General features: G+C 65.7%; 23 protein-coding genes. 22 read left to right on the top strand and 1 reads right to left on the bottom strand.

Annotated elements, in window-relative coordinates; genetic code table 11:
- The first annotated feature begins 1 nt into the window (after position 1).
- From ACQPXH_RS18960 to ACQPXH_RS18930, 7 genes are all read left to right on the top strand, one after another.
- Positions 2 to 1,492 carry a flavin-containing monooxygenase gene (locus tag ACQPXH_RS18960; RefSeq protein ID WP_433597876.1) on the top strand — a complete coding sequence of 497 codons (1,491 nt, stop codon included), beginning with the start codon at positions 2 to 4 and terminating at the stop codon, positions 1,490 to 1,492.
- A 180-nt stretch (positions 1,493 to 1,672) separates the two neighbouring features.
- Positions 1,673 to 2,020 (top strand): preprotein translocase subunit YajC, encoded by a 348-nt coding sequence (yajC, locus tag ACQPXH_RS18955; protein WP_433597875.1) that lies wholly within the window; start codon positions 1,673 to 1,675, stop codon positions 2,018 to 2,020.
- 114 nt (positions 2,021 to 2,134) lie between these two features.
- Positions 2,135 to 3,886: a protein translocase subunit SecD gene (secD, locus tag ACQPXH_RS18950; protein WP_433597874.1), complete on the top strand. Its 1,752-nt coding sequence runs from the start codon at positions 2,135 to 2,137 to the stop codon at positions 3,884 to 3,886.
- Positions 3,883 to 5,079: a protein translocase subunit SecF gene (gene secF, locus ACQPXH_RS18945; protein ID WP_433597873.1), complete on the top strand. Its 1,197-nt coding sequence runs from the start codon at positions 3,883 to 3,885 to the stop codon at positions 5,077 to 5,079. Before secD ends, secF begins: the two co-directional genes overlap by 4 nt.
- 25 nt (positions 5,080 to 5,104) lie before the next feature.
- On the top strand, positions 5,105 to 6,811 hold the full coding sequence (locus ACQPXH_RS18940; RefSeq protein WP_433597872.1) for an ABC transporter substrate-binding protein: 1,707 nt from the start codon (positions 5,105 to 5,107) through the stop codon (positions 6,809 to 6,811).
- A 37-nt stretch (positions 6,812 to 6,848) separates the two neighbouring features.
- Positions 6,849 to 7,421: an adenine phosphoribosyltransferase gene (locus tag ACQPXH_RS18935; protein WP_433603506.1), complete on the top strand. Its 573-nt coding sequence runs from the start codon at positions 6,849 to 6,851 to the stop codon at positions 7,419 to 7,421.
- Positions 7,422 to 7,908: 487 nt separating this feature from the next.
- Positions 7,909 to 9,489 carry an ABC-F family ATP-binding cassette domain-containing protein gene (locus ACQPXH_RS18930; RefSeq protein ID WP_433597871.1) on the top strand — a complete coding sequence of 527 codons (1,581 nt, stop codon included), beginning with the start codon at positions 7,909 to 7,911 and terminating at the stop codon, positions 9,487 to 9,489.
- Here ACQPXH_RS18930 and ACQPXH_RS18925 read toward each other — a convergent pair.
- On the bottom strand, positions 9,460 to 9,771 hold the full coding sequence (locus ACQPXH_RS18925; protein ID WP_433597870.1) for a hypothetical protein: 312 nt from the start codon (positions 9,769 to 9,771) through the stop codon (positions 9,460 to 9,462). The two genes, ACQPXH_RS18930 and ACQPXH_RS18925, sit on opposite strands and share 30 nt — an antisense overlap.
- Positions 9,772 to 9,861: 90 nt before the next feature.
- On the opposite strand from ACQPXH_RS18925, the gene ACQPXH_RS18920 reads away from it, so the two are divergent.
- The 15 genes from ACQPXH_RS18920 to ACQPXH_RS18850 all read left to right on the top strand — a co-directional run bounded on the left by ACQPXH_RS18920 (position 9,862) and on the right by ACQPXH_RS18850 (position 26,730).
- Positions 9,862 to 11,139 carry a hypothetical protein gene (locus ACQPXH_RS18920; RefSeq protein WP_433597869.1) on the top strand — a complete coding sequence of 426 codons (1,278 nt, stop codon included), beginning with the start codon at positions 9,862 to 9,864 and terminating at the stop codon, positions 11,137 to 11,139.
- 77 nt (positions 11,140 to 11,216) lie between these two features.
- Positions 11,217 to 12,488: a hypothetical protein gene (locus ACQPXH_RS18915; RefSeq protein ID WP_433597868.1), complete on the top strand. Its 1,272-nt coding sequence runs from the start codon at positions 11,217 to 11,219 to the stop codon at positions 12,486 to 12,488.
- A 366-nt stretch (positions 12,489 to 12,854) separates the two neighbouring features.
- Positions 12,855 to 13,814 (top strand): acyl-ACP desaturase, encoded by a 960-nt coding sequence (locus ACQPXH_RS18910; RefSeq protein ID WP_433597867.1) that lies wholly within the window; start codon positions 12,855 to 12,857, stop codon positions 13,812 to 13,814.
- Positions 13,815 to 14,218: 404 nt separating this feature from the next.
- A complete protein-coding gene (locus ACQPXH_RS18905; protein WP_433597866.1) occupies positions 14,219 to 15,247 on the top strand; it encodes an alkaline phosphatase family protein in 1,029 nt (342 codons plus the stop codon).
- Positions 15,248 to 15,539: 292 nt separating this feature from the next.
- The gene (locus ACQPXH_RS18900; protein WP_433603505.1) at positions 15,540 to 17,846 is read left to right on the top strand and encodes a RelA/SpoT family protein; all 2,307 of its coding nucleotides are present in this window, start codon (positions 15,540 to 15,542) and stop codon (positions 17,844 to 17,846) included.
- 332 nt (positions 17,847 to 18,178) lie between these two features.
- Positions 18,179 to 19,804, top strand: a complete 1,626-nt coding sequence (locus ACQPXH_RS18895; protein ID WP_433597865.1) for a cutinase family protein — start codon at positions 18,179 to 18,181, stop codon at positions 19,802 to 19,804.
- A 51-nt stretch (positions 19,805 to 19,855) separates the two neighbouring features.
- On the top strand, positions 19,856 to 20,791 hold the full coding sequence (locus ACQPXH_RS18890) for a hypothetical protein (RefSeq protein ID WP_433597864.1): 936 nt from the start codon (positions 19,856 to 19,858) through the stop codon (positions 20,789 to 20,791).
- Between the two features lie 20 nt (positions 20,792 to 20,811).
- Entirely contained in the window at positions 20,812 to 21,687 is an 876-nt protein-coding gene (locus ACQPXH_RS18885) for a MinD/ParA family ATP-binding protein (RefSeq protein ID WP_433597863.1), read from the top strand.
- The gene (locus ACQPXH_RS18880; protein WP_063043703.1) at positions 21,684 to 22,325 is read left to right on the top strand and encodes a hypothetical protein; all 642 of its coding nucleotides are present in this window, start codon (positions 21,684 to 21,686) and stop codon (positions 22,323 to 22,325) included. The genes ACQPXH_RS18885 and ACQPXH_RS18880 overlap by 4 nt, the downstream gene beginning before the upstream one ends.
- Positions 22,326 to 22,350: 25 nt before the next feature.
- Positions 22,351 to 22,647, top strand: a complete 297-nt coding sequence (locus tag ACQPXH_RS18875; RefSeq protein WP_040692318.1) for a hypothetical protein — start codon at positions 22,351 to 22,353, stop codon at positions 22,645 to 22,647.
- 8 nt (positions 22,648 to 22,655) lie between these two features.
- Positions 22,656 to 22,931 (top strand): hypothetical protein, encoded by a 276-nt coding sequence (locus ACQPXH_RS18870; protein ID WP_245567243.1) that lies wholly within the window; start codon positions 22,656 to 22,658, stop codon positions 22,929 to 22,931.
- Positions 22,932 to 22,953: 22 nt separating this feature from the next.
- On the top strand, positions 22,954 to 23,607 hold the full coding sequence (locus ACQPXH_RS18865; protein ID WP_433597862.1) for a hypothetical protein: 654 nt from the start codon (positions 22,954 to 22,956) through the stop codon (positions 23,605 to 23,607).
- Entirely contained in the window at positions 23,604 to 24,419 is an 816-nt protein-coding gene (locus ACQPXH_RS18860) for a hypothetical protein (protein ID WP_433597861.1), read from the top strand. The genes ACQPXH_RS18865 and ACQPXH_RS18860 overlap by 4 nt, the downstream gene beginning before the upstream one ends.
- Positions 24,413 to 25,264: a hypothetical protein gene (locus tag ACQPXH_RS18855; RefSeq protein ID WP_433597860.1), complete on the top strand. Its 852-nt coding sequence runs from the start codon at positions 24,413 to 24,415 to the stop codon at positions 25,262 to 25,264. Before ACQPXH_RS18860 ends, ACQPXH_RS18855 begins: the two co-directional genes overlap by 7 nt.
- Positions 25,258 to 26,730 carry a hypothetical protein gene (locus ACQPXH_RS18850; RefSeq protein WP_433597859.1) on the top strand — a complete coding sequence of 491 codons (1,473 nt, stop codon included), beginning with the start codon at positions 25,258 to 25,260 and terminating at the stop codon, positions 26,728 to 26,730. Before ACQPXH_RS18855 ends, ACQPXH_RS18850 begins: the two co-directional genes overlap by 7 nt.

The following is a 26,730-nucleotide window of genomic DNA, read 5'->3' as shown; positions in this document are numbered from 1 at the left end:
CGTGGCGCCTCAATACGACGCGGTCGTGATCGGTGCGGGATTCGGCGGCATGGGAGCGGGTATCGAACTCGACCGGCTGGGTCTGAGCAATTTCGTCATTCTGGAGCGGGAGGACGACCTCGGCGGCACCTGGCATGTCAATCACTACCCGGGTCTCGCGGTCGATATCGCCTCGGTGACCTACTCGTATTCCTTCGAGCCCAACCCGTATTGGACGCGCTTGTTCGCGCCGGGCGGGGAGCTCAAGAAGTACGCCGCGCACGTCGCCGACAAGTACGGCCTGCGCCGCAAGATGCGTTTCCGCACCGTGGTGGACGGCGCCCGCTGGGACGAGGACCACCAGCACTGGGTCGTGTCCATCGCGGGCGGTGAAACCGTCACCGGCCGTTACCTTCTCACCGCCACCGGCTTCCTGTCCCAGCCCTACACGCCGCCGTTTCCCGGCATCGATTCCTTCGCGGGCAAGATCATCCACACCACCGCGTGGGAGGACGATTTCGACCTCTCGGGTCGCAAGGCCGCCATTATCGGCACCGGCGCCACCGCCGTGCAGCTGATTCCCGAGGCCGCGAAGAAGACCGAGGAACTCACCGTGTTCCAGCGCACCCCGATCTGGGTCGTGCCGAAGATCGACACCGCGATTCCCGCGCCGGTGCAGAAGCTGTTCGCGCGCGTGCCCGCCACTCAGAAGGCCGCGCGCCTGGTCAACACCAGCATGCTCGAGGCGCTCATGGTGGTCGGCGTCCTGCACTTCAAGCAGGCCAAGCCGCTGAATATGGCCGCGGGCGTACTCGCCAAGGCGCATCTGCGTGCCCAGGTGCGCGACAAGGAGATTCGCAAGCAGCTCACCCCGCACTACGATTTCGGCTGCAAGCGCCCCACCTTCTCCAACCAGTACTTCAAGACGTTCAACCAGCCCAATGTGCGGTTGGAGACCAATTCGATCGATCACATCGAGGCCGACGGCATCGTCACCGCCGACGGACACAAGACCCAGATCGATACCCTGATCCTGGCCACCGGCTTCAACCTGTGGGATGTTAATTTCCCGGCCATCGAGATCATCGGACGCGACGGCGCCGACCTCGGAAAGTTCTGGCGCGACAACCGTTTCCAGGCCTATGAGGGCATCACCGTGCCGAAGTTCCCGAACTTCCTCAGCCTCAACAGCCCGTACTCCTACAGCGGTCTGTCCTACTTCACCACCATCGAGGCCCAGATGAAGCACATGGGCCGGTTGCTCGGTGAGATGTTCCGGCGCGGGGAGACCACCTTCGAGGTGACCGAGCAGGCCAACACCCGGTTCCTGGACCGCGTCACCGAGAAGTTGGGTTCCTCGGTCTTCTACGGCGGTGACTGCGCGACCGCGCGCAGCTACTACTTCAACCAGCACGGCGAGGCCGCGCTACTGCGTCCGACCAGCACGGTCAATGCCCACCGCGAGGCGGTCAGCTTTCCGCTCGACGACTACACCTACGGCAAGACCGCCTAGAACGCCCCGTTGCGCAGCCCCGCGACCTTCGTTCGGTCGCGGGCTCGTGCTGTCCCGGAGCGGCCCGAGATCCGGATTCCGGGGCTCGAGGGTGTGCCGGTGTGGTGGTGAGGACATGAGCTGGCAGACTGTTGGGGTAATAGCCCATTTCCACCCACAGACTAGGGACTGACTTCGACGATGGAACTTCTGTTTCCGCTCCTACTGGTAGCCCTGCTCGTGCCCATGTTCCTCGGTGTGCGCCGCCAGAAGCGCGAGGCCGAGAAGGTCACGTCCATGCAGGAAACCCTGAAGGTCGGCGATCAGGTCACCACCACGTCGGGTCTGTACGGAACCGTGGTCGATCTCGACGACACCACGGTCGATCTCGAGATCGCCGAGGACGTCGTCACCACGTGGTTGCGTCAGGCCATCCGCGATGTGCGCACCGAGGACGAGACCACGGATGAGACCGTGACCGATGAGACCGAGGCCGGTCCCGTCGAGGAGTCCGCGGAGCAGACCGAGACCCGGCTGACCAAGGACTGATCGGTTTGCTGATGTGCCCGCGTGCTGCAGATCGCCGCGGGCCATCCGTCCGGGTGCCCGGCCGTGCGCGCCCGCCTGTTCCACCCTCGACTTCCGCCTAGGAGATGACGAACTGTGCCACCTTCTCAGGGATCGGCGCATCCGCTCCGGTTGCTCGGCGTCTACGCCGTGCTGCTGGCCGTGATCTATGCGCTGGTGTTTTTCGCCGGTGACCATTCCCCGACCCCCAAGCTCGGCATCGACCTGCAGGGCGGTACTCGCGTCACATTGACCGCGCGCACGCCCGACGGCAGCAAGCCCAACCAGGACAGCCTGCGCCGGGCGCAGACGATCATCGAGAACCGCGTCAACGGTCTCGGTGTTTCGGGCTCCGAGGTCGTCATCGACGGCGACAACCTGGTGATCACGGTTCCGGGTGACGATGGTGGCCAGGCCAAGGCGCTGGCGACGACCGCCAAGCTCTACATCCGTCCGGTGCTGTCGGCGGTGCCCGCGGTCGGCGGCAAGGCCACGCCGCAGACGGGTACGGCGGGTACGGCTGGGACGCCGGGGGCGGCAACGCCGGGCACTGTGCCGGATACCACCCAGCTCAACCCCGATGGCACCGTACCGACCCAGCCCGCACCCACCACCGAGGCGGCGCCGACCACAGAGTCCGCGCCCGCGGCGGAGTCGACCCCGCAGCCACGCGTCTTTCCCGCGCAGGCCCCGACCTCGCCGCCGGCCCCGCCCGGCGGCCTGACGCCGCAGGAGCAGGCGAAGAAGGAAATCGCGGACGCCAAGGCGACCAGGCAGAGCACCGATCCCACCGTGCAGCAGGCCGCGCTGGCCGCGATGGATTGCACCAAGTCCGACCCGCTGGCCGGTAACGACGATCCGAATCTGCCGCTGGTCGCCTGCTCCACCGACGGCAAGGAAATCTTGCTGCTGGACAAGAGCCGCATCGACGGCCAGGAGATCAAGGACGCCACTTCCGGACTCAACCAGCAGCAGGCGCGCCACGAGGTGAACCTCGAATTCAAATCCGGTGGTAGTGATGCGTGGGCCGCGTTGACCGGTGAATACATCAACAAGCGTGTCGCATTCGTACTCGACTCGAAGGTGGTCAGCGCGCCGGTCGTGCAGTCGGGTCCGCAGCAGGGCGGTCGTACCACCATCTCCGGCAGCTTCACCGCGGCCAGTGCCAAGGAGCTCGCGAACACCCTGAAGTACGGTTCGCTGCCGCTGTCGTTCCAGACCTCCGAGGCCGAGACGGTTTCGGCGACGCTGGGTCTGTCCTCGCTGCGCGCGGGTCTGCTCGCGGGTGCGATCGGTCTCGCGGTGGTGCTGCTGTACTGCCTGCTCTACTACCGGATGCTCGGCTTCCTCGCCGGATTCTCGCTGATCGCCTCGGGTGTGGCGGTATACGGCATTATCGTGCTGCTCGGCCGGTGGATCGGATTCACGCTGGACCTGGCCGGTATCGCCGGTTTGATCATCGGTATCGGTCTGACCGCCGACTCCTTCGTGGTGTTCTTCGAACGCATCAAGGATGAAATGCGCGAGGGTCGCAGCTTCCGTTCGGCGGTGCCGCGCGGTTGGCAGCGGGCCCAGCGCACCAACCTCTCCGGTAAGACCGTCAGCCTCATCGCCTCGGTGGTGCTCTACATCCTGGCCGCGGGTCAGGTGAAGGGCTTCGCGTTCACCCTCGGTATCACCACCGTCCTCGACGTGATCGTGCTGTACCTGGTGACCGCGCCGCTGATGATGCTTGCCTCGCGCTCGTCGTTCTGGGCGAGGCCGTCGGTCAACGGGCTCGGTGCGATTCAGGAAGTGGCCAGGGAGCGTAGGGCCGGCGAGGCGCTGGTTAAGGAGACGGCACGATGACGAACTCGACCCTGGAGCCGTTCGCCGACGAGGTGAACGATATCGAGGCGCCCAAGCACAGCATCTTCGAGCGCCTCTACACGGGTACCGGCGGATTCAAGATCGTCAGTCGGCGGCGTTTCTACTACGCGCTGACCGCGGCCTTCGTGCTGATCTCGTTGCTGAGCATCGGAATTCGCGGATTCACCCTCGGCATCGATTTCGCGGGCGGGTCGCGCATCCAGTTGCCTGCGGCGGGCACGGCCACCACGCAGAAGGTCGAGGATATCTACTCCCAGACCATCGGCCACGCCCCGGTGACGGTGCAGAAGGTGGGATCCGGCTCGGCGGAGACCATCCAGGTCCGCTCGGACACGTTGAGCGCCACCCAGACCGACGCGCTGCAGACCGCACTGTTCAACGCCTTCCAGCCGGTCGACAAGGACGGCAACGTTTCGCGCAATGCGATCAGCATCGCCGAGATCAGCGAGACCTGGGGTAGCCAGATCACCAAGAAGGCCTTGATCGCGCTGGTCGTGTTCATCGGGCTCACCATGGTCTATATCGCGATCCGCTTCGAACGGGATATGTCGATCGCGGCGATCGCCTCGCTGTTCTTCAACATGATCGTCACGGCGGGCATCTACTCGCTGGTCGGCTTCGAGGTGACACCCGCCGCGGTGATCGGTCTGTTGACCATCCTGGGCTACGTGCTCTACGACAATGTCGTCGTCTTCGACAAGGTCGAGGAGAACACCCGCGGTGTGGTCAATACGACCCGGCGCACCTATGCCGAGCAGGCGAACCTCGCGGCGAACCAGACCTTGATGCGGTCGATCAACACCACGATCATCGGCATCCTGCCGATTGTCGGCATGCTGGTGATCGCGGTGTGGCTGCTCGGTGTCGGCACGCTGAAGGATCTGGCGCTGGTGCAGCTGGTCGGCATGATCGTCGGCGCGTATTCGTCGATCTTCTTCGCGGTGCCGCTGCTGGTGTCGATCAAGGAGCGGTGGGGTCCGGTCGCGGCGCACACCAAGAAGGTGCTCAACAAGCGGGCCGGACTTGCATCGGCGCGTGCCGGAGCCGAGGCGGAGCGGCGCGCTGTCGCGGCGACCGGCCGGGAGCTGGGTGCGCGTCCCGTGCGGGAACCCGGACAGGCTCCGCGTCCGGGTGCACGGCCGAGCGGAAAGCGGAGCAAGCGCAGGCACTGACAGCCGACGGCAGGGGTTTGCATTTATGAAGCAGTCGCTAGGGGCACGTCTGATCGGAGCGGTGGCTGCGGGCACCGTGGCAGCCACGGTGATGGCCGGGTGTTCCAGCCAGAATCAGGTGCCCTCCATCGGCTATGCCGTCGACGCGGTGATCGCCACCTACAACGGCGGTACCGCGCTCGGTGCGAGCACCGGCTCGGATGCGGTGTTCGCGCGGGTGCTGACCGGGTTCTTCTACACCGGACCGGACGGTCAGCAGGTCGCGGACACCGATGTCGGCACCGCGAAAGAGGTGCCGGGCGAGGCGCAGACGGTGCAGTATCGGCTCAATGCGGACGGGGTGTACTCCGACGGGGTGCCGACGTCATGTGACGATCTGGTGCTCGCCTGGGCCGCGCGCAGCGGCCGCTACACCAAACCCGGTGACCGTGGCCAAGTTCCGCTCTTCGATGCCGGGAGCACTGCCGGATACGCCGATATCGAACGGGTGGAATGTCAGCCGGGATCCAAGGACGCCACCGTCGTGTTCCGCGCCGACCACCACTACCTGCCGTGGCGCAACCTGTTCACCGCAGGTGAGTTGATGCCCGCGCATGTTGCCGCTCGGGTGGCGAATGTGCCGAATGTGGTGATCGCCGTGCAGTCCGGTGATCAGGCCGCCTTGCAGCGGATCGCCGACTTCTGGAACAACGGGTGGACGATCGGCGCGGACAAGGTGGATCTGTCGCGGTTCCCGTCGTCGGGGCCGTATCGGATCGATTCCTACTCCGCCAAGGACGGTCTGGTGCTGGTCGCGAACGAGCGCTGGTGGGGCAATAAGCCCGAGACCGGGCGGATCATGGTGTATCCGAAGACCGCCGATCTGAAGGCGAAGGTCGGCGACAATGCGGTCGGGGTCATCGATATCGGCGCCGGATCGGTGAAAGACATCAATCTGGACGGGTTTTCGGTACGGACCGTGCCCGGGCGCGGCGCCGAGCAGTTGGTACTCGCTACTTCGGGAGTGTTCGCCTCGGCCGACGCGCGGCGCGGTTTCGCGTTTTGTGTGCCGCGCCAGGACCTGTTCGACAAGCTCGGCAAGGCCAAGGATGCGCCGAAGACCGGACTCGGCACGGCGGTGCTGAATTCTCGTATCACACAGCAGGATTCGCTGTATTACCCGAACGTGATCGGCGCGGCCGACAAGTACCGCGGTGGTGATGCGACAGCGGCGGCCGCGAGCGCCGGTGCGGCCAAACCGACCATCCGGATCGGATATGTGAAGCCGGACGATCGGCGCGCGCAGACCGTGCAGATGATCGCCGACGCGTGCAAACCGGCCGGTATCAATGTGGTGGATGCTGGATCCGCCGATTTCACGCCGTCTCAGCTCACCGAGGGCAAAGTCGACGCCGTCCTCGGCAGCACCGCATCGGCCCCGGGTCCGGCCGGATCCGAGGCGGGTGTGGCCGCTACCAGCGCGTTGCGCACCGGTAGCGGGCTCAATTTCGGTCGCTTCGGTAACGGCCGCTACGATTCGATCACCGATCAGCTTGCGGGCGACGACAACTCGACCACAACGCTGAATCTGCGCACCGAGGCCGAGAACCTGCTGTGGGCGGAGATGCCGAGCATTCCGTTGTTCGTCACGCCTCGCACCATCGCGTTCGGCAACGGTCTGCAGAACGGCGTAGCCGGACCCACCCAGGAGGGCACCGGCTGGAATATGGACCGCTGGGTGCTGAAGCGGTGACAGGTGTTGGTGGGTGAGTAACCATGGAGAGGTGTCGATGAGCAAGCATGCGGCGGTGGAATCGGACGACGTCCTAGCCGAGCGGACAGGTAAGGCGGCCGAACTCGTCGAACGCCTCACCCGCTGGCGCGACGATTTCCCCTCTCCCGGCATTCGCTTCGCCGATCTCACGCCGGTCTTTGCAGATCCGGAGGGTTTCCGGGCCGTCATCGACTGCCTCGGGGCGTGCGCGCCCGATGCCGACCTGGTTGCGGGCGTAGACGCGCGCGGATTCATCATCGGTGCCGGCGTTGCCGCGACGCTGGGAACCGGTGTCATGGCGGTGCGAAAGGCCGGTAAGTTGCCGCCGCCGGTCATCTCGCGTGAGTACAGCCTCGAGTACGGCACCGCATCGCTCGAGATTCCGGCCGACGGTGTCGAGCTGAAGGGGCGGCGCATTCTGCTGCTCGACGATGTGCTGGCCACGGGTGGCACATTGGCTGCCGCCGCGGATCTGTTCCAGACCGCCGGTGCCGAAATCATCGCGGCCGCAGTGGTTCTGGAGTTGAGTTTCCTCAATGGCCGGGATCGCCAAGGCGATTACCCGTTGACCTCGGTGGTTCGGGTCTAGGTAACCGATCAGGCGCGGCAAATCCACGAGCTGGCGATCGCCGGGCGGTTGTCCGCAGCTGGTGATGCCCTTCCGGTCGAGCGACTGTATCCGCTGTCGGCGAAGATCTCGGCGGTGATCGGCACCGGCGGGTAGTTCGGCGTTCAGTGCGGGCGGACCGGGTAGTCGAGGTGGGGCTACTCGGTCGCCCTGGACGATTCGGGGGTTTCCGGGAGGAGGGGATATGTCGCCGAACAACTCGGGGACCAGGGCGAGGGCGACTTCGTCGACGAGGCTGGCGTTGAGGGCTCGGGTGCCGATTTCGCCGCCGCGGCGTTCTGAACACAGAATGTGATCCGAATATCACTGGCACAACATCCGCGGATGTGTTTAATCTAGACGGGCCTTATCCCCGTTGATCGGAGTCATGTCGTTGCTCTCATGAGGTAGCCACTCGGGCGGCTCGCATCCTGTGCGCCGCATTCCCGCCGCAACCTCTGGGGTCCACATGACCAATCTGTCTCTTTCCGATCTCACTTTCTCCTGGCCCGATGGCACCCCCGTCTTCGACGGTCTGGACGCAGTGCTCGGACCGGGCCACCTCGGCCTGGTCGGCGGCAACGGTGCGGGCAAGTCCACTCTGCTGCGGCTGATCGCGGGTGAGCTGGCCCCGGCGCGCGGTTCGATCTCGCTCACCGGGCGGCTTGGCTACCTGCGCCAGGATCTCGGACTCGGCGACGGTCAGCGCGTCGACGCGGTACTGGGCATCGCCGAGACGCGAAAGGCACTGCACCGCATCGAATCCGGCATCGGCGACGAGTCCGACTTCGATATCGTCGGTGCGCAGTGGGACGTCGAGGAGAGCGCCGTCGCGCTGCTCGGCCGACTGGGCCTGCACTATCTCGCCGACTCGACCGAACAACTGGACCGCCGCCTCGAAACCCTTTCCGGCGGCGAGACGGTGCTACTCGGGATGGTCGCCGAGCTGCTGCGCGATCCGGATGTGCTGTTGCTCGACGAGCCGACCAACAACCTGGATCACGTTGCCCGCCAACGTCTCTACGAGGTCGTCGCCCAATTCTCGGGCACCGTCCTCACGGTCAGCCACGACCGCGAGCTGCTGGAGCGGATGTCCACCATCGCCGAACTGCGTCAAGGTGAATTGCGTTTGTTCGGCGGCAATTTCAGCGAATACGAGCGCATCGTCGAAGCTGAGCAGGAGGTGGCGCGCGCGACAATCCGTGACGCACGCGGCGATGTTCGCAAACAGGCACGCGAACTGGTCGAAACTCGGATCAAACTCGATCGCCGAGCCCGCTACGGGCAGAAGATGTTCGAGAACAAACGTGAGCCGAAGATCGTCATGGGCGCACGCAAACGCGCAGCGCAGGTGTCGGCGGGCAAGCTGCGCAATAACCACATCGAAAAGCTGGACACCGCGAAGGAGCAGCTGCGGCAGGCCGAGGACCTGTTGCGCGACGCCCGACAGATCCGGATCGACCTGCCGGGCACTCAGCTCTACCCGGGCCAGGACATCATCGATCTCGAGGAGGTGGAATTGGCATGCGGTCCGACCGTGACACTGCGGATCTGCGGGCCGGAGCGGATCGCACTGACCGGTCGCAACGGCGCGGGCAAAACCACACTGCTGCACCGCATCGCCGCCGAACCGCCGCAGGTGCCGTGGCGCATACTGCCGCAGCGCCTCGACATCTTCGACGAACAGCGGACGGTCTTCGAGAATATCGCCGCGACCGCACCGCATGCCGGCGCCGAACAGATCCGAGCCCAACTGGCCCGCTTCCTGTTCCGCGGCGCCGACGCCGACGTCGCGGTGGCGGCCCTGTCCGGCGGTGAACGCCTGCGCGCGGCCCTGGCCATGCTCCTGCTCGCCGATCCGGCCCCGAAGCTGCTGCTGCTCGACGAGCCCACCAATAACCTCGACCTGCCCAGCCTCGACCATCTCACCCAGGCCCTGGCCAACTACGAGGGCGCACTGGTCGTCGTCAGCCACGACCCCCGTTTCCTCGACGATATCGGAGTGACCAGACGACTCGAGCTAACCGGTGCGGGGCTGGTCGAAACGTGATAGCGCGCGCCGTATGACGCCCGGATGACGAAGTAGGCGCGGCGCCAGCTTCACCGCGAGCAGGGGCAGCGGGAGCCAGGGCCGCAGGTGCGGTTCGAGGCGGCGGATGCGGCCGTCGGCGGCCAATTCGAGGATCATCGCCTCGGTCATCCGGAACGGTCCGACGGCGGCCTCGGCGAGCAGAACCCGGCGCACACCCTCGCCGATGTGCGGCGGGCCGCCCACCGCCGACAATGTGGACTGGCGGCATGGTCCCGGCGCGCGGCGCGGACCGGGAACCATGCTGATCGGCGATCATCTCGAACCGGCGCCCTAGGTCCGTCGGGTAACGCAAGTGTTTCGCTCGAGTTGATCGACGTGCCCGGCTGCAGCATGATCAATCCGATGGATCCGGTGTTGCGGGCGATAGCCGATGTCGATTGGGCCGAGCTGGAACATGCTTACGGCCCGGCAGCGGATGCTCCGGCCCACCTACGGGCCCTGATGGACGGTGATGCCGAGTCCTGCGTCGACGCGGTCGGCTATCTCGACGCCGCGCTACTGCATCAGGGCAGTGTGTACTCCGCGACCGCGCCGTTCGTCGCGATCGTGGCCGAACTGCTGGCGCGCTCGCATACCGAGATGAAGGTCGAGGACATACTGCCGTGGGATCCGGGTCCGCGATCGTTGCGCGTCGCGCTACTGGAGTATCTCGAGGTCTTCGCACAGGGGTGTTGTTCGGGGATCTCCGATGACCAGCTGTATGCCGAGGCCTATCCATCCGGCCGTACCGAAGAGGATCTGCAGCGCGTCAAGGCGAATCGGCGCGCCGGGCTACTCGAATTGGGGCCCGACCCAGCCAATGCCCTTCTGGTGGAACATGTTCCGACGCCACCGGGATTGCTGGCCGCCATCGATGACCACGAATTCCGCGCGGCGATGCGAGCCAGGGACGAGATCGCTTGTCGCGCAGTTGTTCCCGGCGTGATCGCGGCGGTCGAGCCCCTGGTCGACGATCCGGATCCGACGGTGCGCATGGCCGCGCTGCGGGCGCTGGTCGAACTCACCGCGCATCCGGCATGTGCCGAGAAGCGGGCCGCGCTGCTGCAGCGGCTGGACGAAATCGGGCCGACCATGTCGGACCCGGTCGAACGCGCCACTGCCGCACGGATTTCCGGCCTCAATGGCGGCCGTCCTGAGCAACTGCTCGCCGATGCCCATCCAGGTGTGCGCACCTGCGCAGCCCTCGCGCCCGCATTCGCCGCCGAACAGCGTGCCACCGACGAACTGCTTGCCGCGCTGGAGCATCCTGAGGTCATCGACCGGTGGTTCGATCGCCATCTGCCCGGACAGGACGGCTGGCTGCGCCACGATGTCATCCGCGAACTCGTCAGCCGGGTCGATGATTTCGAGACACTGCTGCCTGCCGCGATCGAAGCGGCCTGGGCCGCGAATCCGAGCACCGTGCACGCCGACTGTATTTCCTTCCTGCACAGAGCCTTTCCGGATGCCGTCCGCGGCGGATCGGAACTGTCCGCCGCCCAGCTGTCGTTCCTCGCGGTACTGGTGGAGATCGATGATCTGTGGCAGCTCGGTCAACTCGAACGCTGGCTCGATACCGCGGGCCTGCCCGGCGGGCGGGACGGCTGTCGTCGGCTGGTCGAGCAGTAACCGCTCGGTCCCACGTCCACAGACCAGGTGTAGGGTCCTGACTTTCGCCGCCCGAACGCGGACACGAGGATGTATCCATGGGAATCGAGTTGCACGCGGCGGGGGTATGCCGCGCGCCCACCGCGGACTTCCTCGATCGGGTGGGGGAGTGGCTGCTGACCGGCCCCGCCGGAGCGCGGGTCGGCTGGACCGCCACGTCCGCGCCACTGCGGAAACCGGTGGACGTCTCCGGAGATCGCCTGCTGGCAGTGCTGCATCCGGCGGCCGAGCCGGTCGATCTTCGTGCGGCACACGGGCAGGTCGTGGTGAGCGCGGGTTGTGCGTCTGCCGGGCCGGGCTATCACCGGCACGTCGCGGCGGTGCTGCACGAAATGGGTCGGCGATTCGACATCGTGTGGGACGAGGGGACCGAGGATCCGCTCGGATTGGGCGATGACCGCGCCGAGGTCGAACGCGACTATCTGGTGTGGATCCGCAGTCTCGCGGATACGGTCCTGACCGAAGTGCCTGCCGAGGGCGCCTGGGTTTCGATCGGATTGTCGCTCGGCAGTGACCGTTTCGACTACGACGGGCTTGCCGCGAGCTGGTTGGGGCCGCGCGACCGCGACTGGTTCCAGGCCGTCCGCGACGGCGACGAGGTGGCCGCGCGCGCGTTCTTCCCGTGGTGGGAGGACGGTTGGACCGCGCCGACGATTCGCAATACCGCGATGGGCATCATGTGGAACGACGTGCGTTGGCGGGCGCCATCGGACGCCGATGACACGCCCGCACTGCACCAGGCCGATGCATTGCTCGCCGAGGCGCACCGGCTCGACGCGGCGCTGGAACTACCGTGGTCGGCGTGGCACGAATTACGGCTGCTGCTCGGGGATTCGGCCGCCACCGCGCCGGGTGCGCCCGCCGATCTGTCCGAACGGGCCGCCGCTGCGGACCAGGTGTCGCTCGGCTACCGTCGCCGCCCGGTGCACACCACACCGGTATCGGGGTGGAGCCTGCGCATTCCCGGCGATTTCACCTACGGCTGGGATGGCGATCGGTGGTGGGCCTGGGACGGCACCCGCCAGATCGAGATCACCATCCTGCGCGTCGGCGACCCGAAAACCGGGCCGCCACCGGCCGCGATGCTGCAATACGGTGCCAACGCGACCGCGGGCCATCGCGGCGAACCGGTCAGTGGCGGTCCCGGTGACGGATGGTGGTTGCCCTCGGAGGACGGTGCGGAGGTCGGCGTGCAAGGGATCGCCAGTCGTCGCAATGGTGAATTGCTCCTTGTCACGATCAGTGTTCCCGGGACGCAACTGGATTGGGCGATCGAGGCCTGGCGCTCGCTGCAGTACAACGGTGACTGAACACACGTTTGTGGAAGCGGGTGCCCGCGCCGGTCGAGCATGCTGGCCTTCCGACTCGAACAGGAGGCTCCCTTGGCAACTGTCGTCGATACCGTCGTCGGCGTGTTCTTCCTCGCGAATCTGTGGGGAATACGACCTGGTTGCGGGTGCCGCCACGCTGGGAAGCCGAGGTTCAGCCTGCAGGGGTCAGGTCACGGGCGATGACGACTTGCCGCTGTGGCGATACCGTGTCGGACGGTCTTCGCGATAACCATTAGTGAGCCGTTTGTGTCTCTGGCGAAACGAATTCGCCGCAGGGGATTTCGGCGGCGCGGTAATCGGGGCACTCTGGAAGAGAGCCCCTGATCCGATGACAGGAATCCGATCGTGACACGTACCTTGACACAGCTGGAGTTGCTGACCGAACTCGAACCCGTTGCCGAACAAAATCTCAACCGTCATCTATCGATGGCCAAGAACTGGCACCCGCACGACTACGTGCCGTGGGACCAAGGCCGCAATTTCGCCGAGATGGGCGGAATCGATTGGGAACCAGCGCAGTCCCAGTTGAGTGAACTGGCCAAAGCCGCGATGGTCACCAATCTGCTGACCGAAGACAATCTGCCGTCCTATCACCGACTGATCGCCGAATCCTTCTCCCAGGACGGCGCCTGGGGCACCTGGGTGGGGCGGTGGACCGCCGAGGAGAACCGGCACGGGACCGTCATGCGTGACTATCTCGTCGTCACCCGCGGAGTCGACCCGGTAGCGCTGGAACATGCGCGGATGGTCTGCATGACAGCCGGGGTGCAGCACCCGACCGGGGTGGACGACAACGGATTCCTACCCGGCGTCGCCTACGTGACCTTCCAGGAACTGGCGACCAGAGTCAGTCATCGCAATACCGGCCGGGTCTGCAACGACGCGATCGCCGACCGGATGCTGCAGCGCATTTCCACCGACGAGAACCTGCACATGGTCTTCTACCGCAATCTCTGCGGTGCTGCCATAGATCTGGCTCCCGACCAAGCGCTGGTAGCGATCTCCGCGATCATCCGCAACTTCCAGATGCCGGGTGCCGGCATGCCGAACTGGCGTCGCAACAGCGTGCTGATGGCCAAACATGGCATCTACGATCTGCGCCAGCACCTCGAGGAGGTCGTTACGCCGGTGCTGCGCAAGTGGGATGTCTTCGAGCGCAACGACTTCGGCCCCCGCGGCGAACAGGCGCGTGAGGAGCTCGGCGTATTCCTCGAGCAGCTCGGCAAGGATGTGCTCAAGTTCGAGGAGCAGCGCGACCGGGCACTGGCGCGTGAGGCGCGCAAGCGCGAGTGGCAGGACGCCTGAGCCGATCCCGCTGGATCGATGATCTTGGTCATCGTCGGTGGGCTCTTGACGAGCCGGGTCCACGGCGAGCGCTCTACACCTCGTAAACCGCGTATGTGCGTCCGAGCACCGGATAGGACACATTCCGCACCGGTACCCCACCCGCAGTGCGTCCGGATTCCGTGCCTGCGTGCGCGTGTCCACGAATAGCCAGCACCGCACCGCCCGCGTCCACGGCCGCACTTAGATCGTGACAGCCGAGCCCCGGGTAGATCTTCGGCGGTTCACCCACCAGCGTGTCAACCGGCTTCTGCTGTTCACCTCACCGATACGCACCCGTGAGCAGCATGAATAGCTATTGGCTATCGCTAGTTCAATGGTTGTTCAGCAAGGCGACCGGCGATGGCGAGACCGATGAAACGTCCATGAACACTCACTCGGTGCGCTACCGAAAGGCACTGTCGTACCGGATCGTTCGGGATATGAGCGCGCGAACCGTAGCCACCACGTCCCTCGCACGCAGGCGACTTTTCTCCGGCGCCGTTGCCGTCGCGACCGTTTCCACCGTCTTCGCCGCTGGGCGTGCGCAGGCCGCCCCCCGAGCCGACAAGGTCGTCCTCATCGGACTCGACGGCACGATGTACCGCAAGATCGAGGAGGTGCGGGCGCCGAACCTGTTGCGGCTCAGTGCCGAAGGCACCCTCGGCCGTGGCTCCATCGCCCCGCATATCTCCATCTCCGGCCCGTCCTGGGCCACCGTGCTCACCGGCGTCTGGGGCAGCAAACACGGCATCACCGACAACAACTTCGACGCCACCCCGTTCGCGAAATATCCGACGATCTTCACTCGCCTCGAACGCCACGATCCGACCCTCAAAACCCAGTCCATCGCCACCTGGGATCAGATCGCGACGATGACGGCCAGCGGCGATCCGCGCGCCGACGTCGTCATCTCCACCCCGCTCATCCCCGACGACGACAACGAAAGCGCCACCGACGCCGCCACCACCGACAGCGTCGTCACCGCCATCACCAAATACGCCCCCGACTTCCTCTTCACCCACCTCGACCAAGTCGACCGCGCCGGCCACCAGCACGGCGGCGCATCCAGCGAATACCGCGACGCCGTCACCCGCATCGACGCCCTCGTCGGCCGCATCCTCGCCGCCGTGGACACTCGCGCTCGCGCCAACCCCGCCGAACGCTGGACCGTCCTGGTCACCACCGACCACGGCCACCGGCCCAAGGGCGGCCACGGCGGCCAAACTCCCGACGAGACAAGCAGTTTCGTCATCGCCCGCGGCCCGAACTTCCTCGCCGGTGCGACCAGTTCCAGCTTCTCGCTGGTCGATATCACGCCCACCGTGCTGGACATTTTCCACGCCCCGCTCGACCCGGACTTCGACGGACAATCGCGCATCCGCCAGCCCGTTGAACCTTTTACCAGCCGATAGGGCACCCTTCGCACGCTCGGTTCGTTGTCGCCGCATACGATCGCCTGCGCCGTAATTCACCCGCATAACCGGGGCATATCCGACTCGGCAACCTCGGATCGGGCAGGTGACCTGCGCGCGGACTAAAGTTGTGGTCTGGGCGGTTGCAGCGGTCGGATACTGTGGTCCGATCGCGGCGTGGAGAGGTGGTGGCATGACTCAGCATCTGGGCGAGGCGAATGTCGAGCAATCGGCAGGTGCCCCGCAGTCGAATGGTGCGGCCGCCTCGGATGTGACCATGCCGAAACCGCAGATGAGCGACGGTGCCGCACCGGCGCGTCAGCCCGGTACGACGGCCGCGGTCCCGACCTCCGCCTCGCGGCGGGTGCGCGCCCGACTGGCCCGGCGCATGACCGGCCAGCGCGGTATCGCTGCGGTCAAACCGGTGCTCGAACCCCTGGCCAGCGTGCACCGCGAGCTGTATCCGAAGGCGAATCTCACGCTGCTGCAGCGTGCCTTCGACGTCGCCGACGAGCGTCACGCCCACCAGTTCCGCAAGTCCGGTGATCCCTACATCACCCACCCGCTCGCGGTCGCCAATATCCTCGCCGAACTCGGCATGGACACCACTACGCTGGTCGCGGCGCTGCTGCACGACACCGTGGAGGACACCGGCTACTCGCTCGAGCAGCTGACCGAGGACTTCGGCGCAGAGGTCGCCCATCTGGTCGACGGCGTCACCAAACTCGACAAGGTCAACCTGGGCGCCGCCGCCGAGGCCGAGACGATCCGCAAGATGATCATCGCGATGGCGCGCGACCCGCGCGTGCTGGTGATCAAGGTGGCCGACCGCCTGCACAACATGCGCACCATGCGCTTCCTGCCGCCGGAGAAGCAGGCGAAGAAGGCCAAGGAGACCCTCGAGGTGATCGCCCCGCTGGCACACCGCCTCGGTATGGCGACGGTCAAATGGGAGCTCGAGGACCTCGCGTTCGCGATTCTGCACCCGAAGAAGTACGACGAGATCGTGCGCCTGGTCGCCGATCGCGCGCCGTCGCGCGATACCTACCTGGCGCGGGTGCGCGCGGAAATCGTGAATACGCTTGCGGCATCGCGGATCAACGCGATCGTCGAGGGTCGCCCCAAGCACTACTGGTCGATCTACCAGAAGATGATCGTCAAGGGTAAGGACTTCGACGACATCCACGACCTGGTCGGCATCCGCATCCTGTGCGACGAGGTGCGCGACTGCTATGCGGCGGTCGGTGTCGTGCATTCGCTGTGGCAGCCGATGGCGGGCCGGTTCAAGGACTACATCGCCCAGCCGCGCTATGGCGTCTATCAGTCGCTGCACACCACGGTCGTCGGTCCCGACGGTAAGCCACTGGAAGTGCAGATCCGCACCCAGGACATGCACCGCACCGCCGAATTCGGCATCGCCGCGCACTGGCGCTACAAAGAGACCCGCGGCAAGCATTCCAACGACTCCACCGAAGTCGACGACATGGCGTGGATGCGTCAACTGCTCGATTGGCAGCGAGAGGCCGCTGATCCGGCCGAATTCCTGGAGTCGTTGCGCTTCGACCTGAAGTCACCCGAGATCTTCGTGTTCACCCCGAAGGGTGATGTGATCACGTTGCCGCAGAAGTCGACTCCGGTCGATTTCGCGTACGCCGTGCATACCGAGGTCGGGCACCGCTGCATCGGCGCGCGGGTCAACGGCCGGTTGGTCGCACTGGAACGTCAGCTCGAAAATGGCGAGGTCGTCGAGGTATTCACCTCGAAGGCGCAGAACGCAGGACCCAGCCGCGACTGGCAGAACTTCGTGGTCTCTCCGCGCGCCAAGGCCAAGATCCGGCAGTGGTTCGCCAAGGAACGCCGCGAAGAGGCTCTGGAAAGCGGTAAAGAGCAGATCTCCAAGGAGGTCCGCCGCGTCGGGCTGCCGCTGCAGCGGTTGATGAGCGTGGACGCGATGACCGCCGTCGCGCACGAACTGCACTACACCGACATCTCCACCCTCTACACCGCCGTCGGTGAGCATCAGGTGTCCGCGCACCACGTCGTGCAGCGGTTGATGGCGCAACTCGGTGGTATCGGCGATGTCGAGAACGAGCTCGCCGAGCGCTCCACTCCGTCGACGACGCCGAGCCGACAGCGCGTGACCGGTGACGCTGGGGTGCTGATTCCCGGCGCGTCGGGCACGGTGGCGAAGCTGGCCAAATGCTGCACTCCGGTCCCCGGTGACGAGATCATGGGCTTCGTGACCCGCGGTGGCGCGGTGAGCGTGCACCGTACCGACTGCACCAATGCCGGTTCGCTGCGCGATCAGGCCGAGCGCATCATCGATGTGGAGTGGGCGCCTTCGCCGTCCTCGGTCTTCCTGGTCGCCATCCAGATCGAGGCACTCGACCGCACCCGACTGCTCTCGGATGTGACCAAGGTGCTCGCCGATGAGAAGGTGAACATCCTGTCCGCATCGGTCGCCACACACGGTGACCGGGTCGCGATCAGCAAGTTCACCTTCGAGATGGGCGATCCGAAACACCTCGGCCACTTGCTGAATGTGGTTCGCAATGTGGAGGGCGTCTACGACGTCTACCGAGTGACCTCGGCCACCTAGAGCCCACCCGTCAACCTCGCTGGACGTAGCCGGCGTACCCGCATGGAAAGTTGCGGTTGCCTCCCGGTGTGGTTCGGCGTTCGCTGGAATGCGAAGTCCAGGTTGATGATTCGAATCCCCGGCGGGTCGCCGACCGGTTGCGGGGCGGCCTCCGCCCTCGGAAACTTGTCGGATAATCCAGAGTGGCACGCCGTGAACTGCCGTGCGGCACTCGGCGGTTCGCGCAAACTTTTCGTCGAAGCCGCAGCAAGAGCCGGAATCTGTTACGGTCTATTGCGTTTCATGGCGTTTAGGTTAGCTGCGGCAACACGAATTGATTGCGGATCGCTATGATGAACTACACGGCACGGATCTCGGGAATGCTGATCGCATTCGCCGTTGCTGTGGCGACCGCAGGAACCGCCGTAGCGGAACCGTCCGATTCCGCGGGCCCGTCGACGAACATCGCCATCGGTACGTGTCCGGCACTGTACGCCTTGGGAATTCAGGGCACAGGCGAATCGTCACCCGATGCCGCGCCGACCACCGATACCGGCATGCTCTCCACGGTCTTCCTGCCGATGCTGGCCAAGGCCGACCCCAGTCTGGTCGACCGTGCCTATGTCCCATACGAATCCGGTTTCGGCGGCGCGACCGCCGGTGGCACGGTGTCGTATGCGGAGTCGGTGATCGGCGGACTGCTCCGGCTGCGCTCGATGGCCCAGGATGTCGCGGCCCGCTGCACCGAGACCCGCTTCGCGATCGTGGGCTATTCGCAAGGCGCGCACGTGGCCTCGATGTTCGCCAAGGAGGTCGGCCAAAGCCATGGCGTGATCCCGCCCGAGAAGGTCGCTGCGGTGGCCTTGTTCGCCGATCCGACCCGCAATCCCGGTGCGCCGCTATTTCCCGGCTCACCGGGCAAGGCGACGCCGGATCCGGCACCGGGCACATCAGGGGACCGCATCGCATCCATCGCGGCACTGTCGCAGGAGCCCGCCAGTGGCGGCGGAATCGGGCCGGAGCGCGATAAGGCACCCGATTTCGCCGCGCTCACCGGACGTGTCGCGAGTTTCTGTGCCGCAGGCGATCTCGCATGCGACGCACCGGAGGGCGCGCCGATTCTGAAGGCAGTGGCGTCTATTGCGGGCCAGTCCGAGTTGAGTGGTGGCGACCCGATCGCATCACTGGTGTCGATTTCCCAGGCGCTGGCATACACGTCGATCAAAACCGCCACGAAAGTCCTCAATGAGGATGTCCAAGGCAACTCGCTGGCGAATTTGTCGATTTCACCACAGAAGTCGATTTCGCAGCGCTTGGCCGATGCCGCCGATCCGCGCACACCGCTGAATATCCCTGCGGCGCTGCGGGCATTGCTGAACGTCGGCATGATCGGACTGAACGCGGTCGTGACGGTGGTCAAGTCGGTCATCAACTCGGCCGATATCAGGCAGCTGGCCACCGCGGGTCTGACCGATCCGGTCTCCGGAATCCTGCTGTTCGGCACGAAATTGCTGGGCGCGATTCCACAGTTGGTGCCGCCGACAACCGGTGCCCGACTGGTAACTCAGGCCTTCGACGCGGTTGTACAGAACATCACCGATAACAGCGAACTGCTCAATGTGACCACCTGGGTGCGCTATTGGGATACCGTGCAGCGCCACGGCGCCTACAATACGGCGGCGGTCACCGCGACCGGTGATGCGCCCACCCGATTCGTCGCGGACTGGTTCGCCGCAGCGGCACATGATCTGGCCGATAAATATGGCAGCGGATCTGTGCCTATCGGCGGCAGCAGGAAATCGACGACCGGATTCTTCGGGGAAAGTTCCGGCGCGTCGACTACGCCGAATTCGTCCGGTACGGGACAATTTCCGTTCGGGACAGGAGCCGACGGCACCTCATCCGGCGGCGCGACGTCGACTCCGCCCACCGTAGTACCCGGCACCGTAGACAACACCTACCCGTTCTCCACGAACTGATCGCAGAGAGGGTCCGATTATGCATGTGCCTCGCTCTGCGGGAATGGGGGAATGTTGAAGTCGTACAAACAGCTGTCGCGCTGGTACGGCGCGCTGGAGCCGGAGACGGGGATAGCGGTCCCGAACCCCGACGAGCCGGGATTGCGGGATCCCGGTGACGAGGACGGTGCGCCCCGGTTTCCGCACTACATTCGCGAGGAGGATCCCGACGAGGTGCGCGCACGCAACGAGGTGCCCGCCGATCTTGCCTCCAGTCGCAGCGAATTCACCGGTGGGTGGTCGGATTGGGTGGCCGGACGCGCCCCCGGTCCCGACGACGACTACGTCGGTCCGCGCGATGGCGAACTTGTACAGTTCCCGTGGCCGGAGGACGACGACGACGACCACGTTCCGCGCGAACGGTCGACTCGCGTGACGCGCGCACTGCGCCAGGAGGCGCGCGATCATCCGGCCACGCGCCGGGCCCGGGTGATCGCGGTGCTCGTCGTGGCCGTGCTGCTGTTGGCCGCGGCCGCCGCGGGCGCGGTATTGCTCGTGCGCTCGTCCGGCGATCGCGCCGCCGCGCCGGTCGTGCCTTCGATGCAATTCACCGCGGGCAGTGTCGAATCCCGTGGTATCGCCGACTGTCCGACCGAACACGGCGACCGCATCGTGCGCAGTGCCGAACCCGGCGGCACCGACTCCGGACCGGATGCGATCCTGGCGTTCCAATACGCCTACTACGTGGAACGCTCCGGCGAGCGGGTCCGGGCGGTGGTCGCCCCGGATTCGAATATCTCCTCGGCCACGGTGATCCAGCACGGCATCGACACCATTCCGCTGGGCACCACGCATTGCGTGCGGATCCAGACGATTACCGATGACCGGTATTCGGTCGAGGTCACCGAGTACCGACCCGGCGGCGCGCCCGCCACGTACAACAAGCAGACCGTCACCACGGTGGTGGTCGACGGCCGCACGCTCATCACGGGCGTCGAGGCCGGATGAATTAGGGAGAGCTGATAGCGATGGGAGACGACTGGAGCCGCTGGCTCGACGAGGCGCCCGATGCGGGTGATCCGTCGGACCGGCATGCGCCTTCGAAGGCTCCGGTGGTGCGTCTGCGGCGTAAGGGCGGAGACAACGAATCCGCGGAACCGGCGCCGCGTTCGATTCTGGTGGTCGGTGGCTGTGGTGGTGCGGGAACCACGACCACGGCCTTGGGCTTGGCCGGTGAACTCGGCACGACGGGCACCTCGACGGTAGCGGTGGACGCCACGGCGGCGGGCAGTGATCTGGCACTGCGCGGCGCCGATGAGCACCTGCATCCGATCAGCCTGCAATCGTGGTTGTACGGGCGCGGCAACGATGAGCCCGCGCCGTTGAAGGAGTGTCTGTCGCAGGCGAGTTCGGGTATCGGACTGCTCTGGCGCGACGCCGCGCCACTGCGTCGGCGTGCCACATATCTCACAGTTGCGCGCGCGATCTATGACGCCGGGTACACCGCTGTCTATGACGGCGGCAACCCGATTGCCGGACGGCAGCTGCGGCCATTACTGGATGACGCGGATGTTGCTCTGGTACTTGCCATTCCGGCGCGCGCAGATGCCGCGAACCGGCTGCGGGTGACTTTGGAATGGCTCGATGACCAGTTCGGCGCTTCGGCCGAGGGGCAGGGCGGCGGCATCGTCGGCGACACCACAATCGTTGTCTCACACCAACTCCCCGGTGCGGACTCGCATGTTGCCGACCATTTGCGCGAGCACCTTTCCGGCTGGGTTCGTGATATCAGGGAGATTCCCTACGATCCACATCTGGCGCGTGGTGAACTCGTTCGCCACGCATCGCTGGCTTCGGAGACGCGCCGGGCTTATGGGCGGCTGCTCGCCGGAGTGGCATCATGACGGCCGCCATGAAACTTCGTCGCCAGTCCGAAGCCGCCCAGGCCGGTGTGGTCGCCCCACCGGAGTCCCGTCGCGCGCCCATTTGGGACCGTCCCGTACCCGGCGTCGGCCGGGCGCCGCTGTGGTGGCTGCTAGGTGTGCACGGCGGTGCCGGAGCCAGTAGCCTCGCGCGAGTGCTTGCGCCCGCGGCGGATTCGGGCCGCCGCTGGCCCGGCGTCTTCGACCGCGAATCGCCCTTCGTCGTCCTGGTGGCTCGCGAGACCATTGCCGGACTCACGCGTGCGCATGATCTGCTGCGCCAACATCATTCGGGTTTCGCGGGCTCCTGTGAGGTCCTCGGTCTGATCACGGTCGCGGCTCGTCCCGGGCGCATGCCCGCCGAAATCCGCCGCTACCGCGATGTGGTCGGCTCCCTGGCCGGTCAGGTCTGGCAGGTCCCGTGGTACGAGGAATGGACCCTCGTCGAACCGGAGAGCCTGCCGATCTGGACCCCGGGCGACGAGATACCGCAGAAGAAGAAAAGGATCGACCCGCTCGAGGAAGTTCCGCTCGAGATCCGGGAGCTCGGGGCCGATATCGTTGCGGTCGTGCGTGAAAACCTGGACAGCAGTGCATCTTTCGACGAGGGCCACCGTTGACCGCCACTACCAAGAAAGGCAGCCGATGAGCATGATTCTCCTTGCCGTGCAGGACACGTACGGCACTGTCCTGGCTCAGGTCGGTAACCCGACCCCGGAAGCGCCTCCTGGCTCGGAGAAGATCCTGCAGCTGGTGCGTTATCTCACCTGGTTCGTGTTGCTCTCCGGTATTTGCGGAATCACCTACGCGGGTGGCAAATTCGCGTGGGAGAAGTGGACCGGTGGTGGGCTCGAATCGCCGAAGATGGTGGCCGGAGCCATGATCGGCGGCGTCGTCGCGACCAGCGCGGGCACCATCATGAACGCCGTCATCGGAACCTGATGTCGGCGATGGCTACCGTGCGAATGTCGGCGGCGGAACTGCTTGCCTACAAGCAGATGCCCGCCGAAGTGCTGCAACCGCTGATGCAGCTGCTGAACTGGCTGCTCTGGTTCGTACTGCTGGTGTGCCTGGCGTGGATGATCGTATCCGCCGGTCGCCTGTGGATCGCGTTCCGGAGCGACCTGGCGATGAACGACGCCTCGCACGGCGTATTGATGAGTCTGCTCGGGGCGGCTGTGGCGAGCACGGCCTCGGGGATCGCGTTGGCGTTCCTGCCGACGTGAACGGGATGGGGACGGCCCTGGGATGATTTCCACAGTTGTGCGGGAGCAACCCGGCGTGTGGCGGCGCGGCATTCGCAACCCGGCCGCAGGTGCGTTCGGTGCTGCCCTGCTCCTTGCGGCGGTCGGCTGCGGTGGCGGTGACGGCGATGCCGGCCCGAACCTGACGGCCGCACCGACCCAGGTGCGTTGGCAGCCGTTCCAAGGCGTGGCACTCCCGAGTGCCGACCAGGGGCCCGAACAGATATCCGAAGGCGCCGCAACGGGTTTCGAGCATTCGCCGACCGGTGCCGCGTTGGCGGCGATCATGCACACGGTGCGATTGTCGGTGGCCGCCGACAGTCAATGGGCCGATATCGTGCGCCAAGAGGTGGTACCGAACAAGGCCAGAGACGAGTGGGCGGTCAACCGGGTGCAGCTCTCGATCACCGGTCCGGCCGCGCCCGAATATGCGCCGAGAGTGCTCGGATACAAGATCACCGGCTACACCGATGCAGCTTCCGCGGTCGACGTCTACACCCGATATTCGGACAACTCGAAGGCGGTGAACCACACCACTGTCGAATGGTTCGGCAACGACTGGAGATTACGACTGCCGGATCTCGACGCGACCGCCCGGCCCATCGAGGCGGTCGATGAATTGCCCACGGACATAGTGAAATTGGAGGCGCCGAAGTGAGTGAGAAGGAGTCGTACGCGCGCGATCGCGTCTCCTTCGGTGCCATCGCGTCCGCCGCCGCGCTGGTGCTCATCGTGGTCGTCGGCGTATTCGTGTACGTGAGCCGGGACGATTCGGGTTCCGGTGGCGACAAGGCCTCCACCGCAGCCAATTTCGGCGGTGAGGGCTTCGCGACTCCCGAGGTGGATATTCTCGGCAGGCGCGTCGATATCCCGAACAACCCTGCCGGACAACCGCTTCCGCAGGATCCGACCCGGCAGCGCAGGTCGTCGGACGCGGACTGGCTGACCGCGGCACCCGAGGGCACCACCGCAACGCACGGTTGGCAGCGGGTCTACGGCGCATCGGTCCCGTTCTCCACCTCGGATGGACCGACCCACATCGAAGACGGTCTGGCCGTCGGGTATTCGCACACCCCGCAGGGAGCGGTGCTCGCGGCCGCCCAGATCACCTACCGCCTCAACGCCCGCCCCGCCGACCGCGACCTCTACGTCCGCCAGGTCCGCGTCTCGGCCCAGCAGATCGCCGCCTACGACAAGGCCCTGTCCCAGGACAAACTCCCACAGCAGCAGCCGGAGAAGGTGACCAAGTATTTCGTCGCCTCGGACGCGTTCAAGGTCGAGAACTATGCGGATGATCTGGCGATCATCCAGCTGGCCACCCGTGGCCAGGTGGTCGATGGCAAGCAGCTGTGGGCGGCGCTGCGATTGGTAATGGTGTGGGATGCCGGGGACTGGCGGCTCAAGCCCGCCACCACGAGCAACACGCAGACCGAGTACGTCGAATCCCTGAACGGGTGGACGAAATGGTGAGTTCGGGGCCCGGATCGGGTCCGGCGCAGAAGCGTTCGCCGCTGGCGATGCTCGGTGTCGGCGCGCTGCTCGCGGTGGTCGTCGCGGTGCTGGTAACCGTGACTGCCATGCGGGACAACGCCGTCAGCGGTGACCAAGTATCGAAGACGGGAACGAGCTCGGAGAATGTGCCTGGCACCGCAGCGTCAGGGTTCGGGAATCCGGAAGTCGATATGTTCGGTCGCCGCGTGGATGTACCCGACAACGGCATCGGTGTTGCGCTGGAACAGAATCCGGCCTTGCCGCAGCAGCCGGGCGCACCGACTTGGCTGACCGCCGCACCGCATCCCGCGAGCGGACAAGGCGTGTGGCAGCGGGTATTCGGCGGACCCGTAGTGCGGTTCTCCACGTCCGACGGCCCGGCGCGCATCGACGGTAAGGCAGCTGTCGGATTCGCTCACACCCCGCAGGGCGCGGCCCTGGCTGCCGAACAGATCTACTGGCGCACCAACGCCAATCCGCGTGATCGCGATCTGCTGCTGCGGCTGGTCGAGGTCACTCCGCAATACCTGGCCGACTACGACCGGCTCGTGGCCGAGGGCAAGGTCTCGGATCGACTGCCGGACAAGTTGAGACCCTTGCTGTTCGCTTCGGATGCGTTCCGAATCGAAAGCTATACCGAAGATTCCGCGATCATCCAGTTTGCGAGAAAGGCCCGAGAAACAGCTGATGGCCAACCAACATGGGTCGGCATGCGCCTAGCAGTCATATGGCGCGACGGCGATTGGAAGCTCACGGCGCTGAGCGGACAGCAGCAAGTCCAAATCGATTCCCTGCGAAGCATCGAGGGGTGGACACAATGGTGAGGCGTGTACTCACGATATTCGCGGTCGTCTTCACGGTGATGATCGCGACGCCGACGGTGGCCTACGGCCAGACGTACGGCTTCGACGATACGTGCAACGAACTGCACGACACCCTCGACAATGTCGGGCTGCCGGGCGTTTCCCTCGGTGACGCCGCGTCGGCCGCGTGCAAGGCGGGCAATGCCGCCTCGCACCCGGGCAGCGCCGCGAACGCGGTCAAGGACAAGGCGTGGGATTCGACCTTCGGCAAGGTCGTCGATTCGCTGATGAACGGTCTCGGTGAGGCCATCATCCTCGCGTTGACCTTCTGGATGAAGGTCCCCAACGAGGCGGCCAGCGATTCGGGTTCGTTGTTCGTCAAGATCAACGACTACACCTATCAGGCGCAGATATTGCTGCTCATCGCCTCGGTGATATTGTCCGGCGCCAGATTGGCCGAGGCCAGACGCGGCGCCGTCATGAATGAGGCGGCCGAATCGTTCCGCATGTTCACGCGGGTGGTTTTCAGTTCCTGGATGCTCGGCGCCGTCATCGTCGCGGGCACCCAGGCCTCGGATCGCTTCTCCGAGTGGATCATCAATGATTCGACCAATGGCAATGCCAAGGACCTGGCCGAGCTGATGGTGAAAACCAGTAAGCTGCAGGCATTTTCGCCGGGTCTGGTGTTGATCATCGCGATCGTCGGACTGCTCGGCGCGCTGGCACAGATCGTGCTCGCCATCGTGCGTCAGGGTCTGCTGATCATCGCGGCCGGTGTGCTGCCATTGGCCGCGGCCGCATCCGGGATGAATATCGGCAAACAGTCGTATCAGAAGCTGATCGGCTGGATCATCGCGTTCATGCTCTGGAAGCCGGTGGCCGCCATCGTCTACATGATCGCGTTCACCACCGCGGGCCATGTGGATTCGCTGACCGATACCGGCGGGCTGCCCGAAGGTGAACAGGCACAACGGATGTTGGTCGCCATCGTGCTGCTGTGCAGTGTCGCGTTCGTGCTGCCCGCGCTGATGCGGTTGGTCACGCCGGCTGTCGCGATCGTTGGTAGTGGTGGTTCCGGTCTCACCGCCACCGGCGGAACCTTGCTCGCGGTGGGCGCTTTGGGTGCGATGGGCACCAAGGCCGTCGCGACGAAAAGCGCCGCACCGGGTTCGGCGGGTTATGTCAGCGGTACCTCCACCGGTCCGCGTCCACCGGGTGGTGCGGGCGGCCCGCGCGGTGGTGGTGGCGCGCCGCGCCCGGCGCCGCCACGCGGTGGTGGTGGCGGCGGCGGAGCACCTCCGCGCGCCTCCGTCCCGCAGGGCGGGGCGGGAGTACCGTCCGGTGCGTCGAGGGCGGCGGGTGCGATCGGCGTGGCCCGCGCGGCGACCGCGCCGCTGAACCGAGCCGATGAAGCCATGGGTGATGTGGCGGGCGACCGCTGGGCGAACCGTTCGCCCGATCTCGGGAGGAGCACCATTCCGCGATGA

Source organism: Nocardia sp. CA-135953 (assembly GCF_050955735.1).
GTDB lineage: Bacteria > Actinomycetota > Actinomycetes > Mycobacteriales > Mycobacteriaceae > Nocardia.
This window is presented reverse-complemented; position numbering and strand designations above follow the sequence as displayed.

Bases quoted from the DNA above. Each gene is read 5' to 3' on its own strand.
- ACQPXH_RS18885 (WP_433597863.1), top strand. From the start codon at position 20,812: ATGGGAGACGACTGGAGCCGCTGGCTCGACGAGGCGCCCGATGCGGGT.
- ACQPXH_RS18880 (WP_063043703.1), top strand. From the start codon at position 21,684: ATGACGGCCGCCATGAAACTTCGTCGCCAGTCCGAAGCCGCCCAGGCC.
- ACQPXH_RS18865 (WP_433597862.1), top strand. From the start codon at position 22,954: ATGATTTCCACAGTTGTGCGGGAGCAACCCGGCGTGTGGCGGCGCGGC.
- ACQPXH_RS18940 (WP_433597872.1), top strand. From the start codon at position 5,105: ATGAAGCAGTCGCTAGGGGCACGTCTGATCGGAGCGGTGGCTGCGGGC.
- ACQPXH_RS18905 (WP_433597866.1), top strand. From the start codon at position 14,219: ATGAACACTCACTCGGTGCGCTACCGAAAGGCACTGTCGTACCGGATC.
- ACQPXH_RS18900 (WP_433603505.1), top strand. From the start codon at position 15,540: ATGAGCGACGGTGCCGCACCGGCGCGTCAGCCCGGTACGACGGCCGCG.
- ACQPXH_RS18850 (WP_433597859.1), top strand. From the start codon at position 25,258: ATGGTGAGGCGTGTACTCACGATATTCGCGGTCGTCTTCACGGTGATG.
- yajC (WP_433597875.1), top strand. From the start codon at position 1,673: ATGGAACTTCTGTTTCCGCTCCTACTGGTAGCCCTGCTCGTGCCCATG.
- secF (WP_433597873.1), top strand. From the start codon at position 3,883: ATGACGAACTCGACCCTGGAGCCGTTCGCCGACGAGGTGAACGATATC.
- ACQPXH_RS18935 (WP_433603506.1), top strand. From the start codon at position 6,849: ATGAGCAAGCATGCGGCGGTGGAATCGGACGACGTCCTAGCCGAGCGG.
- ACQPXH_RS18890 (WP_433597864.1), top strand. From the start codon at position 19,856: ATGTTGAAGTCGTACAAACAGCTGTCGCGCTGGTACGGCGCGCTGGAG.
- ACQPXH_RS18925 (WP_433597870.1), bottom strand. From the start codon at position 9,771: ATGGTTCCCGGTCCGCGCCGCGCGCCGGGACCATGCCGCCAGTCCACA.
- ACQPXH_RS18920 (WP_433597869.1), top strand. From the start codon at position 9,862: ATGATCAATCCGATGGATCCGGTGTTGCGGGCGATAGCCGATGTCGAT.
- ACQPXH_RS18930 (WP_433597871.1), top strand. From the start codon at position 7,909: ATGACCAATCTGTCTCTTTCCGATCTCACTTTCTCCTGGCCCGATGGC.
- ACQPXH_RS18875 (WP_040692318.1), top strand. From the start codon at position 22,351: ATGAGCATGATTCTCCTTGCCGTGCAGGACACGTACGGCACTGTCCTG.
- ACQPXH_RS18870 (WP_245567243.1), top strand. From the start codon at position 22,656: ATGGCTACCGTGCGAATGTCGGCGGCGGAACTGCTTGCCTACAAGCAG.
- ACQPXH_RS18895 (WP_433597865.1), top strand. From the start codon at position 18,179: ATGAACTACACGGCACGGATCTCGGGAATGCTGATCGCATTCGCCGTT.
- ACQPXH_RS18915 (WP_433597868.1), top strand. From the start codon at position 11,217: ATGGGAATCGAGTTGCACGCGGCGGGGGTATGCCGCGCGCCCACCGCG.
- ACQPXH_RS18855 (WP_433597860.1), top strand. From the start codon at position 24,413: ATGGTGAGTTCGGGGCCCGGATCGGGTCCGGCGCAGAAGCGTTCGCCG.